Origin of the sequence: Lyngbya sp. PCC 8106 (assembly GCF_000169095.1) — a bacterium.
Classification (GTDB): domain Bacteria; phylum Cyanobacteriota; class Cyanobacteriia; order Cyanobacteriales; family Microcoleaceae; genus Capilliphycus.
The window spans coordinates 1-15,515 of record NZ_AAVU01000030.1; the positions used below are offsets into that span (position 1 = coordinate 1).

Annotated in this window: 13 protein-coding genes; 7 read left to right on the plus strand and 6 right to left on the minus strand. The window is 41.2% G+C overall.

The genetic code is table 11. The features are described from left to right. From L8106_RS18785 to mnmH, 3 genes are all read left to right on the plus strand, one after another. Positions 1 to 911, plus strand: a 911-nt coding sequence (locus tag L8106_RS18785) for a hypothetical protein (protein WP_009785986.1), incomplete at its 5' end; no start/stop codon positions are given. Between the two features lie 1,094 nt (positions 912 to 2,005). Beyond that, positions 2,006 to 2,257 carry a hypothetical protein gene (locus L8106_RS30805; protein ID WP_071941419.1) on the plus strand — a complete coding sequence of 84 codons (252 nt, stop codon included), beginning with the start codon at positions 2,006 to 2,008 and terminating at the stop codon, positions 2,255 to 2,257. A 178-nt stretch (positions 2,258 to 2,435) separates the two neighbouring features. Beyond that, positions 2,436 to 3,470 (plus strand): tRNA 2-selenouridine(34) synthase MnmH, encoded by a 1,035-nt coding sequence (mnmH, locus tag L8106_RS18795; protein WP_009785988.1) that lies wholly within the window; start codon positions 2,436 to 2,438, stop codon positions 3,468 to 3,470. A 76-nt stretch (positions 3,471 to 3,546) separates the two neighbouring features. On the opposite strand, the gene L8106_RS18800 is transcribed toward mnmH, so the two are convergent. From L8106_RS18800 to L8106_RS18815, 4 genes are all read right to left on the minus strand, one after another. Next, the gene (locus L8106_RS18800; RefSeq protein ID WP_009785989.1) at positions 3,547 to 3,972 is read right to left on the minus strand and encodes a response regulator; all 426 of its coding nucleotides are present in this window, start codon (positions 3,970 to 3,972) and stop codon (positions 3,547 to 3,549) included. Between the two features lie 328 nt (positions 3,973 to 4,300). Beyond that, positions 4,301 to 5,152, minus strand: coding sequence for a transglutaminase family protein (locus L8106_RS18805; RefSeq protein ID WP_009785990.1), 852 nt, complete (start codon positions 5,150 to 5,152; stop codon positions 4,301 to 4,303). Between the two features lie 41 nt (positions 5,153 to 5,193). Beyond that, positions 5,194 to 6,192 carry an alpha-E domain-containing protein gene (locus L8106_RS18810; protein WP_009785991.1) on the minus strand — a complete coding sequence of 333 codons (999 nt, stop codon included), beginning with the start codon at positions 6,190 to 6,192 and terminating at the stop codon, positions 5,194 to 5,196. Between the two features lie 50 nt (positions 6,193 to 6,242). After that, positions 6,243 to 7,634, minus strand: a complete 1,392-nt coding sequence (locus tag L8106_RS18815) for a circularly permuted type 2 ATP-grasp protein (protein WP_369749068.1) — start codon at positions 7,632 to 7,634, stop codon at positions 6,243 to 6,245. A 646-nt stretch (positions 7,635 to 8,280) separates the two neighbouring features. Here L8106_RS18815 and L8106_RS18820 point away from each other — a divergent pair. Then, a complete protein-coding gene (locus L8106_RS18820; RefSeq protein ID WP_039896700.1) occupies positions 8,281 to 8,763 on the plus strand; it encodes a hypothetical protein in 483 nt (160 codons plus the stop codon). Positions 8,764 to 8,766: 3 nt separating this feature from the next. On the opposite strand, the gene L8106_RS18825 is transcribed toward L8106_RS18820, so the two are convergent. Continuing rightward, positions 8,767 to 9,333 (minus strand): hypothetical protein, encoded by a 567-nt coding sequence (locus L8106_RS18825; RefSeq protein ID WP_009785994.1) that lies wholly within the window; start codon positions 9,331 to 9,333, stop codon positions 8,767 to 8,769. Between the two features lie 201 nt (positions 9,334 to 9,534). Here L8106_RS18825 and L8106_RS18830 point away from each other — a divergent pair, with 201 nt between their 5' ends. The 3 genes from L8106_RS18830 to L8106_RS31650 all read left to right on the plus strand — a co-directional run bounded on the left by L8106_RS18830 (position 9,535) and on the right by L8106_RS31650 (position 11,739). Then, positions 9,535 to 10,527, plus strand: coding sequence for an aspartate carbamoyltransferase catalytic subunit (locus L8106_RS18830; RefSeq protein WP_009785995.1), 993 nt, complete (start codon positions 9,535 to 9,537; stop codon positions 10,525 to 10,527). 201 nt (positions 10,528 to 10,728) lie between these two features. Next, complete coding sequence (locus L8106_RS18835) at positions 10,729 to 11,415, plus strand: Uma2 family endonuclease (protein ID WP_009785996.1); 687 nt, start codon at positions 10,729 to 10,731, stop codon at positions 11,413 to 11,415. Positions 11,416 to 11,445: 30 nt separating this feature from the next. Continuing rightward, on the plus strand, positions 11,446 to 11,739 hold the full coding sequence (locus L8106_RS31650) for a type II toxin-antitoxin system VapB family antitoxin (RefSeq protein WP_009785997.1): 294 nt from the start codon (positions 11,446 to 11,448) through the stop codon (positions 11,737 to 11,739). A gap of 170 nt (positions 11,740 to 11,909) precedes the next feature. Here L8106_RS31650 and L8106_RS18845 read toward each other — a convergent pair whose 3' ends face one another. After that, complete coding sequence (locus tag L8106_RS18845; protein ID WP_009785998.1) at positions 11,910 to 14,918, minus strand: tetratricopeptide repeat protein; 3,009 nt, start codon at positions 14,916 to 14,918, stop codon at positions 11,910 to 11,912. Positions 14,919 to 15,515: the final 597 nt, after the last annotated feature.

Sequence of the window (15,515 nt, forward strand, 5' to 3'; positions counted from 1 at the left end):
TTTGCGATCGCTTTGATTTGCAAACCGAAATTTGGCGGGGTCGAATTTTGCGAGCAGTACGCGATCGTGAAAAACGAGGGGGTGAAGGACGGGGAACCGGATTTCTCAACTGGCTTAAAGACCGGGAAATCAGCAAAAGTCAAGCCTATGCTTTAATTGAACTGGCAAACAGTGCCGACACACTCCTCGCCCAGGGTCAGTTAAACCCAGACTCGATCAACAACTTCAGTAAACGAGCCTTTGTTGAGACGGCGAAATCTTCCCCACAAGTCCAACAAATGATCTCAGATGCCGCTTGCAATGGCGATCGCATTACTCGCCGTCAGGTGCGTCAGATGTCTGATGAATGGACTGCAATGAGTTCTGATCTCCTCCCAGAAGAAGTGCGAGAAAAAGCCCAGGCTGGAGTGATGCCGACTCGTTATCTGGCTCCTCTGGTACGGGAAATGGAAAAATTACCTGAGTCTCATATTACTGAAATTCGTCGGGAAGTTTCTGCCAATCCAGATGTCGATACGATTAAAAATCTGACTTCAGAAGCCAAAAATTTATCAAAATATCTTGATGCTGCCGCTCAGGTACAGGCGATCAACCAATCTTCTGTGGATGTGGAAATGGCGTTAGAAGAAGCATTGCGAGTGGGTTGTTTGAACACTGCGGCAGATCTCGTTAAACAAGCCACTCAACTCGAACAAGCGATCGTCAAACTTCATAGTACCTGGAAGCGGGTTGGTAGTTTAGCGGATCGGCTTTATGTCGATACTGGTGCAAGTACCCCCCATTTGCGATCGCTGCTTTCCTGTTTAGAACAACTTGCAGGTCAAGTCTTAGAAGTTCAGCTTGGAGACAGTCGAGAGGGCAGAATTCGCTTACAGATTTTAGCGGATAATGAAGAATCTTTTCGGGAATAAAGAGTTAGAGATTTAAGATTTTAACTGATCTTTTTTACTCCAACTTTACCTCTATAAGTTCCCTTAACCAGGTAAAGCTTTGGCGGGGATTGTTTAACCTTAGACCGACTCAAACTCCTGTTAATCAAGAACTTCAGACAAGTCCAGGGCAGCACCAATCCCCAAAATAAGAGTTGATAAACCAGAGTCATCAAACGAGGTTGAGAACTAACCTGAGAAGTCTGAGGCGGATAGGAACGTAAGGTCAAACAATATTGATTGATCTTGTTTATTAAAATTATTATACTGGCCGCAGTTATTAAAAGTAAAATTGTAATTTTCATCTATTTTTTGGAATTTTCAGTCAACAAGAAGCTCTGGAATTTAGAAATAATTCCTAACAAAACTTCAGGCTAGGAACCATTTTTAGAGAAAAGATTAACCTCATACTATCTCACCACTGATTGCTGACGGCTATATTTTGAGAGATGTAAACTCTTTCCAATATTGGTTAGTAATCTTTCTTAATCCCAGGATAGTTAACTTTTATTGAGTCTGACAAGAGAATTTTATAAAGATTTAGTAATTTGTGGAGCCTGAGATGTAAATGTTCAGTAAACCCCTTCTACAGAGGCTCATCGGCGATTTTCGTTGCTGAAGTTCTGCACCTGACTACATTGAAGATCCAGAACCATGGGGAATAGGTGAATAGTCTTGGTATAAGAGAAGAGTCAATACAACAAAAGTCTAGATTTTGCAATAACATCTACGAACAAAATTCAAGTGAATCGTATGATTTGATACAAACTTTAAATTTTTTTAAAGTATTATTAGGTCAATCCAGGCCATTTTTCAATGCTTAAGTTTCGGATCAACCGATCCACTCTGATCGCTAGTCTGGGAGAACGATAACAGCTTGATTGAACTGGCTCTATTTTCTATATTGAGATAAAAATAGGGATTCGTTCAAGGGGTATGACATTTTGATTCATCAAAAAGCTCTGAAGATAAAGTGAACGCTGTATTTCATTCGGAAGCTTGATTGATACAGCAACTCATTAATAGTAAAAACAAAGTCCATAAATTGCGTCGTTTAAACTTCAATAATATTAGCCATGAATAATTGTCCTTGTTGCTCCACCAATCTGCTCCGTCACATTCGTCATTCCCAAGTGTATTGGTACTGCTCAAACTGCAAGCAAGAAATGCCAAATTTGTCAGATTGCGTTAAAGTCGGCACGATCTTAAATCGCTTTCGCACTCATTCGTGTCAAATACCGATGAAGTTTGCCGATCAATTCCCGAATACTCATTTGCCTCAGCCTCAAGAGGGAACCGTCCAAAGTATACTCGGCATGGGGTGTTAATACCCCGTCATCAAGCTGACAAGCTACTCGGATTTTTGAAGATTTAAGAGGAATCACGAGTCTCAAAAATGATCTCGAGACTATTAACAGTTGAAGCTCTATAATCTTTAACGATAGGGGTGAGGAGGTCAAATCCTCAAAGTTGAGGCATGATATTAATCTCAACTCACCGCAGCTTATGTCAAAATATCTTAATCCTGACGAATTTTTTCGATCTCCGGGCGTCATCCTTGATGTTCGCAGTCCCGCCGAATATACTCAAGGACATATTCCAGGGGCGATCAGTTTTCCTTTGTTTTCTGACGAAGAACGCGCTCTAGTCGGAATTTGCTACAAACAAAAAGGACGCAATCATGCTGTTGAGTTAGGGATGAAGATCGCTGGTCCAAAATTTGCCGATTTTATCGCTCAAGCTAGAGTTTTAGCCGCAGAGAGTTCCGTGCGAATATATTGCTGGCGGGGAGGAATGCGAAGTAGTGGAGTGGCTTGGGTGTTGGAAATGGCTGGATTTCAGGTTTTTCTTCTCCAGGGAGGATACAAAGCCTTTCGCCGTTGGGGACGTTCTTTGTTTGCAGTTCCTCAAAAAATAATGATTTTGGGGGGAATGACGGGAACAGGTAAAACAGAGATTCTCAATGTTTTAGCGACGTTAGGAGAACAAACCCTCGATTTAGAAGATTTGGCGAATCATTGCGGAAGTAGTTATGGGGCTTTGGGTCAACCCCCTCAACCGACAAACGAACAATTCTGGAACTTGATCACGGTACAATGGTCACAATTTCAACGTCATCAATCGGTTTGGATCGAAGCAGAGAGTAAACGGATCGGAATTTGTCGGGTTCCTGAAGAGATTTTTGAGCAAATGGAACTTGCACCTGTGATTGAAATTCAGCGAACTCGCGAAGAACGACTTTCACTGTTGGTTGAACTTTATGGAACTGCAAATCGAAAAGAGTTGATTCAAGCAACAGAACGAATTCGTAAGCACTTAGGCGGGTTAGCGACTCAAGAAGCCATTAATTTTATAGAACAAGAGAAACTCACTGAAGCGTTTGATTTAATCTTGCGTTACTATGACAAAACTTATACTTATGACCTACAAAAGCGTCAAGGCTCAGTCTATCCTATCGATATTTCTGGAAAATCCACCCCAGAAGCGGCAATTTTAGTTTGTCAAACAGCCCAACAGATTTTTTCTCAAGATTGTGCTTAATATTTGTTTCGGGTTTGTATCCTGTACTCACCTCGAAAAAAGCTCCTCAATTTAGGTTAACTCGAAGATTCATCAGTTAACTCGCGGCGACCATTTCCGGCATTCCCTGGGCTGAGAGTTTAGCCTTGATTTCTTCAACGAATGCTTTGTGATCGATCACAGGCTTAGGAATATAACCATCTGCGCCACTTTTGTTGAGGAAATATTCTCGATCATGAGCGCCTCCATTTGCGGTGACGAGGATGATGGGTAGGTTTGCTGTTTCGGGGTTCGCTTTCAACATCTGGGTAATTTGAATCCCGTCAACGGCTTGACCTTGATAATAACTATTTGCTAATGCAATATCCATCAAAATTAGATCGGCTTGTTTGGATTGAGCTAATTCCATTACCGTTTCGACATCTTCTGTGTGTTTGGCGATTAATCCTCCTCGTTTGGTCAGGATGCGCTCAAATACTTTCCAGTTGATGGGGTTGTCTTCAACGACTAAAACGGTTTTCATCATGGATTCACCTTCCGATCTACAAGATAACTAGGGGATGTTCTACTATTAGTTTGACGGATTTTGTCCCAGAAGTCGATAGGGATAAGTTCAGGAGTTCAGGGCTTCTGTTCTGAGTACGGATGAAAAAAGATAGAAAAGTTCAGGATCAATCCGGGAGATATTCCATACAATCAGGGGAGTAACCCTTTCGGATTATCAGCCCTCATGTGAATCCTGAGTTCAGGCGATTGCCAAAATTTTCAATCCGATCAAGCGCGATATTGGCGAGGAAAAATCAGCAATGGTAGTAAAAATGTTAACGCATAATTTGATTAAATTGATGTTTTTACATGATTTTTTTTTCAATTGACAGTGTATAATTCATCAGAGACTTTGCCTCTGCACCCTGAAAATTTCCGGTAATCGGTGCCGCATGACGAGGAACAGCAGTAGCAACTAAAGCAATATGGCGATCGCTAACGGCTAACCCTTGGGTGGGATCATAACCTCGCCAACCTGCACCCGGTAAATAGACTTCCGCCCAAGCATGAAGGTGTTGTTCTTGAGAAGATAAATCCCCTTCACAATACCCACTCACGAACCGAGAAGCGATACCCACCGCCCGACAAGCAGCGACAAAAACAACAGCTAAGTCTCGACAAGATCCAAATTGTTGTGTCCATGTTACTCCTGGGGGAAGCGGTGCGCCTGTTTCTCGAAACAGATGTTGACAGGTTTGATAAATTCGTTGATTGAGAGTATTCAAAAAGGCAATAATCCCTGCATTAGAACTTTGCCAAATTTCTTGAGCCAGTTGAGCAATAATCGGATCGGCTAAATTTGATTGTAAATAGGGCTGAAGATGAGCAAACATCGAAACTGGATAATCTGTAATGGGGAGTTCTAAAGCCCAAGGTTCCAACAAATAGTTAAAAGGATTGGTACAGTGAGTTTCCACAGAAGAACTAACTTTAATACTCAGTTTTTCAGTTTGTTGTTTAAACCAGAGTTTGATGATGTCATTTCCCGCTAAATCCACAATACTAGATTGACCGATGGGTTCAGGAAAAACTTCAATAAAAAAAGAGTGTAAGGTTTGAAAAGCATCAGAACGAGGACGCAAGCGAACAATGTGAGGGGCCAAATCAACAGCTTGAGTGTAAGTGTAAGTTGTGGTGTGAGTGATATTGTAATCCATCGAATGATGTCTCTGTAATACCTGATTTTATTTTCTCTGATTTAGGGAGTCAAAATTGTTTGTCGAGAACTAATTGTGATTTGATTGGGAATCGGTTCTAAAGCAAAAAAGGTTTCAAACATTTTATCTCCAATCAGATTGATTCTCCGTTGCAAATCATCGAGAAATTGATGCAATCCTCTGTCAGTAATATCATCAATGGTCATATAATCTAATTCAGCCCGTAATCGTCCTAATTCTCGTTCTGCGGAATTTTGCCACGTTCCCGATAAGGTTCCTGTGATTTGATGTAGGGATTGTTCGGCGTGGAGAAAACAGTATTGGATAGAACGAGGAAACTCTCGATCTAAGACAAAAAATTCAACCACTCCATAGGGTGTAATTTGATGACGTTTTTGACGTTTTCGGTACATCTCATAAGCACTGGTTGATTTTAATAAAGCTATCCATTGAATTTCATCGAGAGTCGTTCCCACATCTTCGACAGAAGGTAAAAGAATATAATATTTAACATCTAAAATTCGAGAGGCTTTATCCGCCCGTTCTAATAACCGTCCAATATTACCAAAATGCCAACCTTCGTTGTGAGACATGGTAGCATCCATAATCCCCGCAAATAGATGTCCATTCAGTTTAACTTTATAGAAAAATTCGGGTAAATCACAGAGATTTTGTCCTTTGGCGGCATCCCGAACCATCATATAAAATTCATTGACTTGTTCCCACATTTCTGAAGAAATAACTTCTCGAATTGAACGGGCATTTTCTCGGGCTGCTTTTAAACAGGAGAGAATTGAGTTTGAATAATCTGCATCAAAGGTGAGAAACTGAATCACATTTTCAGTCGTGGCTTCTCCATACCGTTCTTGAAAGAGGGGTAAATCTCCTGTAATTAATACTAAAGGTTGCCATTGTTCTTCAATTCCCAAAGGTGAATCTAGCAATAAATTGCGATTGACATCAACAAATCGGGCAATATTTTCGGCTCGTTCTACATAACGATTGAGCCAATAAATTGAATTTGCAACACGACTTAACATAAGCTATTTTTACTTATTTTTATAGGGACTTTACACTGAGATTTTCATTTTTAATCTTTTAAAACCCAAGTATCTTTACTCCCTCCCCCCTGAGAAGAATTGACAACTAAAGAGCCTTTTTTTAGAGCAACTCTGGTTAAGCCGCCGGGATGAACATAAATATCTTGACCATAAAGAATGTAAGGTCGCAAATCCACATGACAGCCTTCAAATTTGTCTTCTAATAGGGTCGGAACACGGGATAAAGATAAGGTCGGTTGAGCGATATAGTTGCGGGGATTTGCCTTGATTTTTTCACTAAATTCTTGGCGTTCTTCGGCTGTTGACTGTGTTCCGACTAACATTCCATAACCGCCCGCTTCATTTGCGGCTTTCACAACTAATTTATCGAGGTTAGCTAAGACATAATCAAGCTGTTTTTTTTCCCAACATACATAAGTTGGAACATTGGGTAAAATTTGTTCTTCGTCGAGGTAATAGCGGATCATTTGAGGAACATAGGCATAGATGACTTTATCATCAGCAACCCCCGATCCTAACGCATTTGCTAAGGCGACTCGACCTTGACTATAAACTTCCATTAAACCTGGAATACCGAGTAAAGATTCGGGATTAAACGCTAACGGATCTATAAAATTATCATCAATTCGACGATAAATTACATCAATGCGTTTTAAGCCTTTAGTGGTTCGCATCTGCACATAACCATCCACCACCACTAAATCTCGTCCCTCAACTAATTCTACACCCATTTGTCGGGCTAAAAATGAATGTTCAAAGTAAGCTGAGTTAAAAATTCCGGGGGTTAAAACGACGACCGTTGGATCAGCAATATGGGAAGGGGCGAGATTGAGTAAAGTTTCTAAGAGATGACTCGCATATTCATCAACGGGTTGAATTCCTAAAGTTGCAAAAATCTGGGGAAATGTACTTTTCATCACGCGGCGATTTTCTAACACATAAGAAATCCCCGAAGGACAGCGAAGATTATCTTCGAGTACATACCATTGTCCATCGCGATCGCGAACTAAATCGGTTCCAGTAATATGACACCAAATTTCTTGCGGGGGTTTTAATCCCATACAAGGCTTTAGAAATCCTTTGGAAGACTGAATTAAATCTGCCGGAATGATGCCATCTTTGATAATTTTTTGCTCACTGTAAATATCAGCAATGAACAAATTTAAAGCATGAATTCGTTGTTTGAGTCCTTTTTCTAACCATTTCCATTCGGAAGCGGAGACAATTCGAGGTACAATATCAAAAGGGAAAACTCGTTCAGTCCCTTGATTATCTCCATACACATTGAATGTAGCTCCGAGCTTGATCAAAGCCATTTGAGCGGCTTGTTGTCGCATGGTTAACTCCCCTGGAGAAAGAGAATTAATCCGTTCAATTAGCAGTTTAGCTTCAAGGCGAGGTTGCCCTTTCGCGATAAACATTTCATCGTAGAAATCCCCGGGTTCGTAGGAATCAAATCGCACTGGCTTTTGTCCCTATTGCTGTCACAACGAAGTAATTGGATTTGAGCGTTTTCAAATCTATTGATAAGTTCATCAAAGGTGTGTCTCAGCGCATTTTGTTTTTAATTTTTCTGTGATTTGCTTTTAACAACACATCATCAGAATAACTAACCGAACACAGCGCACTGCCGACTCAACTATGCCCTTTTTCAGAGAGTAACTAATACTCTACCAGAACTTTTGTCAGTTTGATATTTTTTTTGCTGATCAAAAAAATTAACAGATGTGATTTTATCGAAAGTGACGAAGCTTTAAAGGTATTAATCCTCCATCACAACGTCGTTTTATGAATTTTTGGCTATTATATCCCACGATAAGGGGAGTCTGAGTCTAGAGGCTGTAACTAATGATACGAAAATCGTCAAGCGGTTAATTTCACATCTCAAACATCTAGCTTAGATCTCAAACACCTAGCACTCAACAGTTGTGTTACATTAACAAAGAGTCAGTACAAACGGGTGAACTCAATCAAAGACCGTCAAATCACAAGTCGTGTGATTAAAGTCTAAAGAAAGTATTAAAAATCAAGAAAATATTTGAGATTGAGTGAATACAGGATTAATGTATGTCTATGTTTGAAGAAAAGGAAAACCCATTAAGCTATCAAGAAACCTACCCCTGTCCAGTGTGTCGCTGTGGTGATCTTTCTAATATTGCTTTAATGGACGCATTTGGTTGTGATGTTTGTCGTCACATTTTTACCATTTATCCAGAAAGACAACTCCTGAAAATGGCAGATCGCGAACCTTCTATCACTTGGCGATGGAATGGTCAAAACTGGAAAGGAGAACATATTGGCAACCTCGAAATTAGTTGGGTTTATGGGTTAGCTGCACTATTACTCATCTTGTTACCCCCGACTTTGATCGGACTCTCTGCTTTTTTGTTTCCTCCAATTTCGGGTGGATTTTGGGCTTGGTTCCCAATAATTTGGACGGTAATCGCTTTTTTATCTCATCTATTTTTAGTGTTGTGGTTAGTGGCAGAAGCTTACCAATTTCCTGTCTTTCTCTACTTGAGAACTCGATGGCAACAACTTCGATCATAAACATCATAAAACCAAATCTTCACCCAAATTTGTAAAATAAACTTCTTGAATTTGCCAATTCGGATTAGTGGTTAACGTTTCTCGCAAACTGCCAAATAAAGCCAATTGTTCGCAAGCCGAGAGAGAATACAAACTCCGACGAGAAGTGGTAGAAACTCGCAAATCAATCACGGCAATTTGATAATAATCATCAACTTCCACCCGATAACCCAACGGTAACTCAAAACCCGGTTGAATTTCTAACGTTTTTGCAACAGCATCTTCGATGGCTTTCTCCTCGGAAACTGTCACTTGTTCGGGAACGAGAGTTGAACACTCATTATCAACCCGATAGATAGTTACAGGTATGGTATCTGTGGGGGCTGTGGTTTCTTTGACAACAGGAGAAGCGGTGGCTGATTTTTGCGGTGGAGAAGTTGGGGGTTGCGAGGCGAGAGTGGCGGGAGTGGAAGCCTGTGTCTCTGTCAGTTGTGGGGACTCGGCTTCTAACTGCGTAGAACGACAACTCCCTAAACCGAACATCACTAAGCTGGCGATACCGACTGTCAAAATTTGGGGGAGATTCTTCATTGTAAATTCAGCATCAGGACATCTGTATTTGCAATTACTCCCTCAAAGGTACAAAATCCGAATTTTCACAGAATTCACAGAATTAAAAAGCACTCGATGCCAACTGTTGGTAAAATCAAGTGTTGGGTTGGCTGTCGAGATGTTCCGCAAGAATATCTGTACAGTTAATTGGTCTATTCTTATGGGTATCGATTTCTACAAATGGCTACTGCAACTTGGACTCGTCGCCACATTCTGTCCCTGGCGGATTTTACTTCGGATGAATACAACGCCATTTTACAAACTGCTTTAAGTTTTCGACAAGTCTTAAATAGCCGTACCAAAAAAGTCCCCGCTTTGCAAGGACAAGTTGTTGCGAATTTATTCTTTGAAGCTTCGACTCGAACCCGTAACAGTTTTGAACTTGCTGCTAAACGACTCTCTGCGGATACGCTTAATTTTGCCCCCGGAACTTCATCTTTATCGAAGGGAGAAACGATTTTAGATACTGCAAAAACCTATCTGGCAATGGGAACAGATATGATGGTAATTCGCCATCAACAAGCCGGAGTTCCGCAAGCAATCGCATCGGAAATGGATCGTTTAAATACAAAAGTTTCTGTTTTAAATGCAGGAGATGGTCAACACGCCCACCCCTCACAAGCGTTGTTGGATTTATTTACGATTTGTCGATTATTAGACCCGAATAATCCCAGAATAGAACTGTTAGAAGGGAAAAAAATTGCCATTGTGGGTGATATTTTGCATTCGAGAGTGGCGAGGTCGAATATTTGGAGTTTAACGGCGATTGATGCCGAATTACATTTAGTCAGTTCGCCGACATTATTACCTCAATATTTTAAATGTTTTGGTCAAGAAAGGCCGGGGAAATTATTCTTACACTGGGAGTTAGAACCTGCTTTAAAAGATGCTGATTTTGTGATGGCGCTGCGACTCCAACGAGAACGAATGACTCAGCATTTATTACCCAGTTTGCGAGAATATCATCAATATTATGGCATTACTCGCGATCGCCTCAAACTCTGCAAACCTGATGTGAAAATATTACATCCGGGTCCGGTTAATCGCGGTGTAGAATTAAGTTCAGAGTTGATGGATGATCCACAATTTAGTTTGATTTCTCAACAAGTAACAAGCGGTGTAGCGGTGCGGATGGCGTTGTTATATTTAATCGGAGGTGGAAAGCAAGAATAATGATATTTCCCGAAATTCCCCTTATTAATCCCCCTCCCGTCCCCCTTAGAAAGGGGGAAGCCAGAGGTTGCTTCGCTTTGATTAGTACGGGGGAATTTTTAGCAATATTCCTGAGTTTTTAAAATTAATAGGATTGTTGCTTTCTACTTGCTCGGAATTATAATAAACTAATCAAAGTCAAATTTATTTGCACGAATTGTCATGTTTGCCACCTCCCCAACTTATAATATTACCTGGGAAAAGTTGCCCGATGACTTTGTGCTTCCCGATGACCCTGTGGATAATATTAATCAACCCGCTTTGGCTGCGGCTTTAACCGAAAGTTTGCAGTTAGCAAAAAAACTCCCAGAAACGGCTCTTACTCCCACAAATTACGGTATTTGTGCCACGATTAATGGTAAGATTGTGGTCAAAGCGACCGATTGGGCTTATATTCCCAAAATTACGGTTGAGCGCTCCGAAGTTGTTCGCAGTTATACCCCTCAATTACAGGGCGAAATTCCGGCGTTGGTGCTAGAGTTTTTATCGGATACGCCAGGGGGAGAATATTCAATTAAAGAAACCTATCCTCCGGGTAAATTTTACTTTTATGAACAAGTTTTAAAAGTGCCGAATTACGGTATTTTTGAGCCGGAAAATGGCGCGTTAGAATTGTATCGTTTTGGCGATAACGGACGGTATCAGCTTGAGTTTGCGAACGAACAAAATCGGTTTTGGATACCGGAAATGCAGCTTTTTTTGGGAGTGTGGGAAGGAAGCCGAGAAAACCGCCTGGGTTATTGGTTGCGTTGGTGGGATGAACAGGGTAATTTATTATTGTGGGGAAGCGAACGAGTTGAACGATTAGCCGCTCAATTGCGTGCTGCGGGAATTGAACCGGAAGTCTAATAGAAGTGATTAAATTTAAACGAAAAACCCATGAACACGAATATTGAACTCAACGAACAATTGGTTAAAGAAGCGTTGGAATTAACTCAATTTAAAACCGAAAAAGAAGTGATTGAGTTTGCATTAAAAGAACTCATTCGCACTCGTAAAAAGCGGAAGAATTTACTGGATTTAAGCGGACAGATTGAATTTGCAACTGATGGGAAAAATACAGAACCTTCTTTAAATTTGGCTTCGGCGATTGAGCAACGTTTTGCCCCTTTTGGAGGGTTTGAACTCCCAACTATTCCTAGAGAACCCCTGCGCGAACCTCCTAATTTTTAGAATGGAATATCTTTGGTGTAGTTCCTCTTTATCCCCCCTAGCCCCCCTTGGAAAGGGGGGAATAAGAAGTTTGAAAGTCTCCCTTTCTAAGAGGGTAAAGAGAAATCAGAAGTAAAAAAGTCCCCCTTTCTAAGGGGGATTTAGGGGGATTTAAGCGATTAACTTAGGAATTAATTCTCAGATGAATTCTCAACCTCCCCAGAACCTTCCGACTTCAACTCCAACAAACGGTCTAAGTTTTCCTGAAATCTTTTTGTATAAGGATGGTCAACACCGAGAACCTTTTCGGCAATACTTAAAGCTTCTCGATAGAGGGGTTCGGCTTCTTCGTATTTGCCTTGGGATGAGTAGAGACCTGCCAAATTGTTGAGGCTGGTTGCAACATCGGGATGCTGCTGTCCGAGTAACAGCCGTCTCATCTCCAAAGCCTGTAGATAGAGAGGTTCGGCTTGTTCGTATTTGCCTTGGGATGAGTAGAGACCTGCCAAATTGTTGAGGCTGGTTGCCACATCGGGATGCTGCTGTCCGAGTAACAGCCGTTTCATCTCCAAAGCTTGTTGGTAGAGAGGTTCGGCTTGTTCGTATTTGCCTTGGGATGAGTAGAGACCTGCCAAATTGTTGAGGCTTTGTGCCACATCGGGATGCTGCTGTCCGAGTAACAGCCGTTTCATCTCCAAAGCTTGTTGGTAGAGGGGTTCGGCTTCTTCGTATTTGCCTTGGGATGAGTAGAGTAATGCCAAATTGTTGAGGCTTTGTGCCACATAAGGATGCTGCTGTCCGAGTAACTGCCGTCTCATCTCCAATGCTTGTTGATAGAGGGGTTCGGCTTGTTCGTATTTGCCTTGGGAGTCGTAGAGACCTGCCAAATTGTTGAGGCTGGTTGCGACATACGGATGCTGCTGTCCGAGTAACAGCCGTCTCATCTCCAATGCTTGTTGGTAGAGGGGTTCGGCTTCTTCGTATTTGCCTTGGGATTCGTAGAGTGATGCCAAATTGTTGAGGCTGGTTGCGACATACGGATGCTGCTGTCCGAGTAACAGCCGTTTCATCTCCAAAGCTTGTTGGTAGAGGGGTTCGGCTTCTTCGTATTTGCCTTGGGATGAGTAGAGTGATGCCAAATTGTTGAGGCTGGTTGCCACATCGGGATGCTGCTGTCCGAGTAACTGCCGACACATCTCCAATGCTTGTAGGTAGAGGGGTTCGGCTTCTTCGTATTTGCCTTGAGATTTGTAGACACTTGCCAAACCGTTGAGGCAGGTTGCTACATCGGGATGCTGCTGTCCCAAACGATTTTGAGTAATATCAAGACAGTTTTGATACCAAGGTTCCGCTTGACTATAAAATCCTTGACCGTCGTAAAAGTTTCCTAAACCAACAAAAGGCTGAATTAAATCTTCATCCGTTAGGTAATCTGTGAGGTTTTCCGCCACTTCTTCAAGATGGGGAATCTTCAGTGTTACCTTTAAAATATCATCCTGAGTGGGTGTCTCTGGAATCTGTTTGGCGACTGCTACAATCGCCTGACAAATACTTCGTTTCCATTCATCTACTTGTGACGGAAATTCTTCTAACTTGGTTTTCAGAAATTCTTGAATTAGGGGATGAAATTGATAGGTATTTTTTTCGACTCGCTGTAACAGACTCAGTTTCACCAGTTTATCATCTCGCCAATCTTCTAAATCTTCTTCATCGGTTTCGGGAAAGCAGGATTCAACCAGCGACCAAGGAATCGGCGCCAACGCCAATAAACTCAAGCCACAGGCTAATTGTTGTTCTTCGGGTTTGAGTTCTTTCCAGCTTAACTCAAAGGCCGCTTTTACCCCTCGTTTGGCGGTCATTTCTTGAGAGTTTTCGGGATTGAGTGAACGGTGTTCGAGTTTGAGTCTGTCTCGCATTTTAGCCAGAGATAAATCCGGCTTTCCGTTTAGATAGCGTCCGATTAATTCTAAGCCTAATGGCAAATATCCCAAATCTTCACAAAGGGTTTTTGCGGTTTCTAATTCAGTTTCTATTCTGTCTCCCACCAATGACGTTAATAACTCCAAGGCTGCGGCTTCATCTAAAACGTTGAGTGCGAGTTCTTTGAAAGAATCAAAACCTTTAACTCGAGTGGTGATTAATACTTTAAATCGGGGATTATTAGGCGGGAGATAGGGTTTAATCTTGTCATATTTGTCAACATCATCAAAAATAACCAGAACCTTTCCTTCTGGGGGTTGCCAGTTTCGCCAACAGTATTGAACTTGGGTTTCTAAATCACTATTATCGGGTGGGTTGAGGTTGAGATAGGCTTTCCCAAAGTTAACAATTTCAATCCCAACATTGGTATCGAGTGCGTATAACCAACAAATTCCGCCTAAATAGGTTTTTTGTTGACAATGATAGATACTATATTGCAGGGCGAGTTCTGTTTTGCCAATTCCTCCCATTCCGGTAATTGAAGTAATGGCTATTCGTTCGGTTTCTTGGAGTTGTTCGTGTAAATTCGTGAGGTCTTTCTCTCGTCCAACAAACTTTATAACTCCACTGTAGGGCAGATTTTGCGGGAAATCAATTGTTGTTTTATTGTTATCTTCTGTATCTGAAACTAGGATAATTTCTTCTGGGTTAATTTGTTCTCTGTGTATGAGTTCGGGAATATTTGCTTCAGAGATGTTGCTAGCCATTAAAGCAGATTTTGCTTGTGTAAAAGCTTGTTCCACTGAACGTCCAGAAGCAATTGCACCATAAAAAGTCGCCGCAAAATCAATAGCTGCTTCATCGTTAATGGCTGTATTCATTCCGATGACGCAATCAATATATTCTGCGATCGCTTCAGCTATAATTTTAGAATAACAAGCATTCCAGACAACTACTTTAATATTATCTTTGCTAACCGTTGAAAATAACGCCTTGATCGCTTCTAGACTAACAGCTTGAACTTGATCATATTTGTCGAGTAATATAATCTCACCTGTGTTGTTTCCGTGACCACTAAAATGAACAATATGGGGTTTATATTCGTTCAGACGTTGGATGAGTTCATCAAAGCGTACCGCCCAAGCTTGTTTAAATTCCAGAAAGTCTCTATTTTGAGAAGCCTGAATTTTATTCTCAATTTCTCGTATTTCTTTACCCAAATCTAAGGGCTGAGTCTGTTTGGGGTTCGAGGCGAGGAACAACACTTTGATCGGGTTCATATTGGCTCGACTTCCCGTTAGGTTGATTTTGTTCTCGATTTAGATAGCCTGAACTACCCTAGACCATCCTAATATGAAATTGACAAAAAGTTAATTGATCCCCCTAAATCCCCCTTAAAAAGCGTTAGATCCCCCTAAATCCCCCTTAAAAAGGGGGACTTTCAATAGACTTCTAACCTCCCAAACCTCCCTTTTTAAGGGAGGTGCCGCAGGCGGAGGGATCAAAGCGATCTTTTAATTTAAGAAATCAGTTCATCCCAGGGAACCTAACTGAACCCCTCGCCACAACCCCAACCTCCAAGAAAATATAAAAAATACTTATCTTATGAGTATTAGTACCAACCAATTCTTTTTTATATAACCAAACCTAATCTTTTTGGGGTTGAAGATTTAGACAAAAGGGTAGATTTGCGGAAGTTATCAGTCTGATAAAATTTTTTTGTTTACATTTCGTTGCTAAAAAACACATTACTTTGAGAGGATCAATATCAGGATTCAGTCGATTACTATTTCGCTACAAAGCTTATTTACAGAGGATTTTAGCTGATTCGAGCTTGAGAATCTGATCCCCCAAACCAACAAATTTTGATCGCTAAC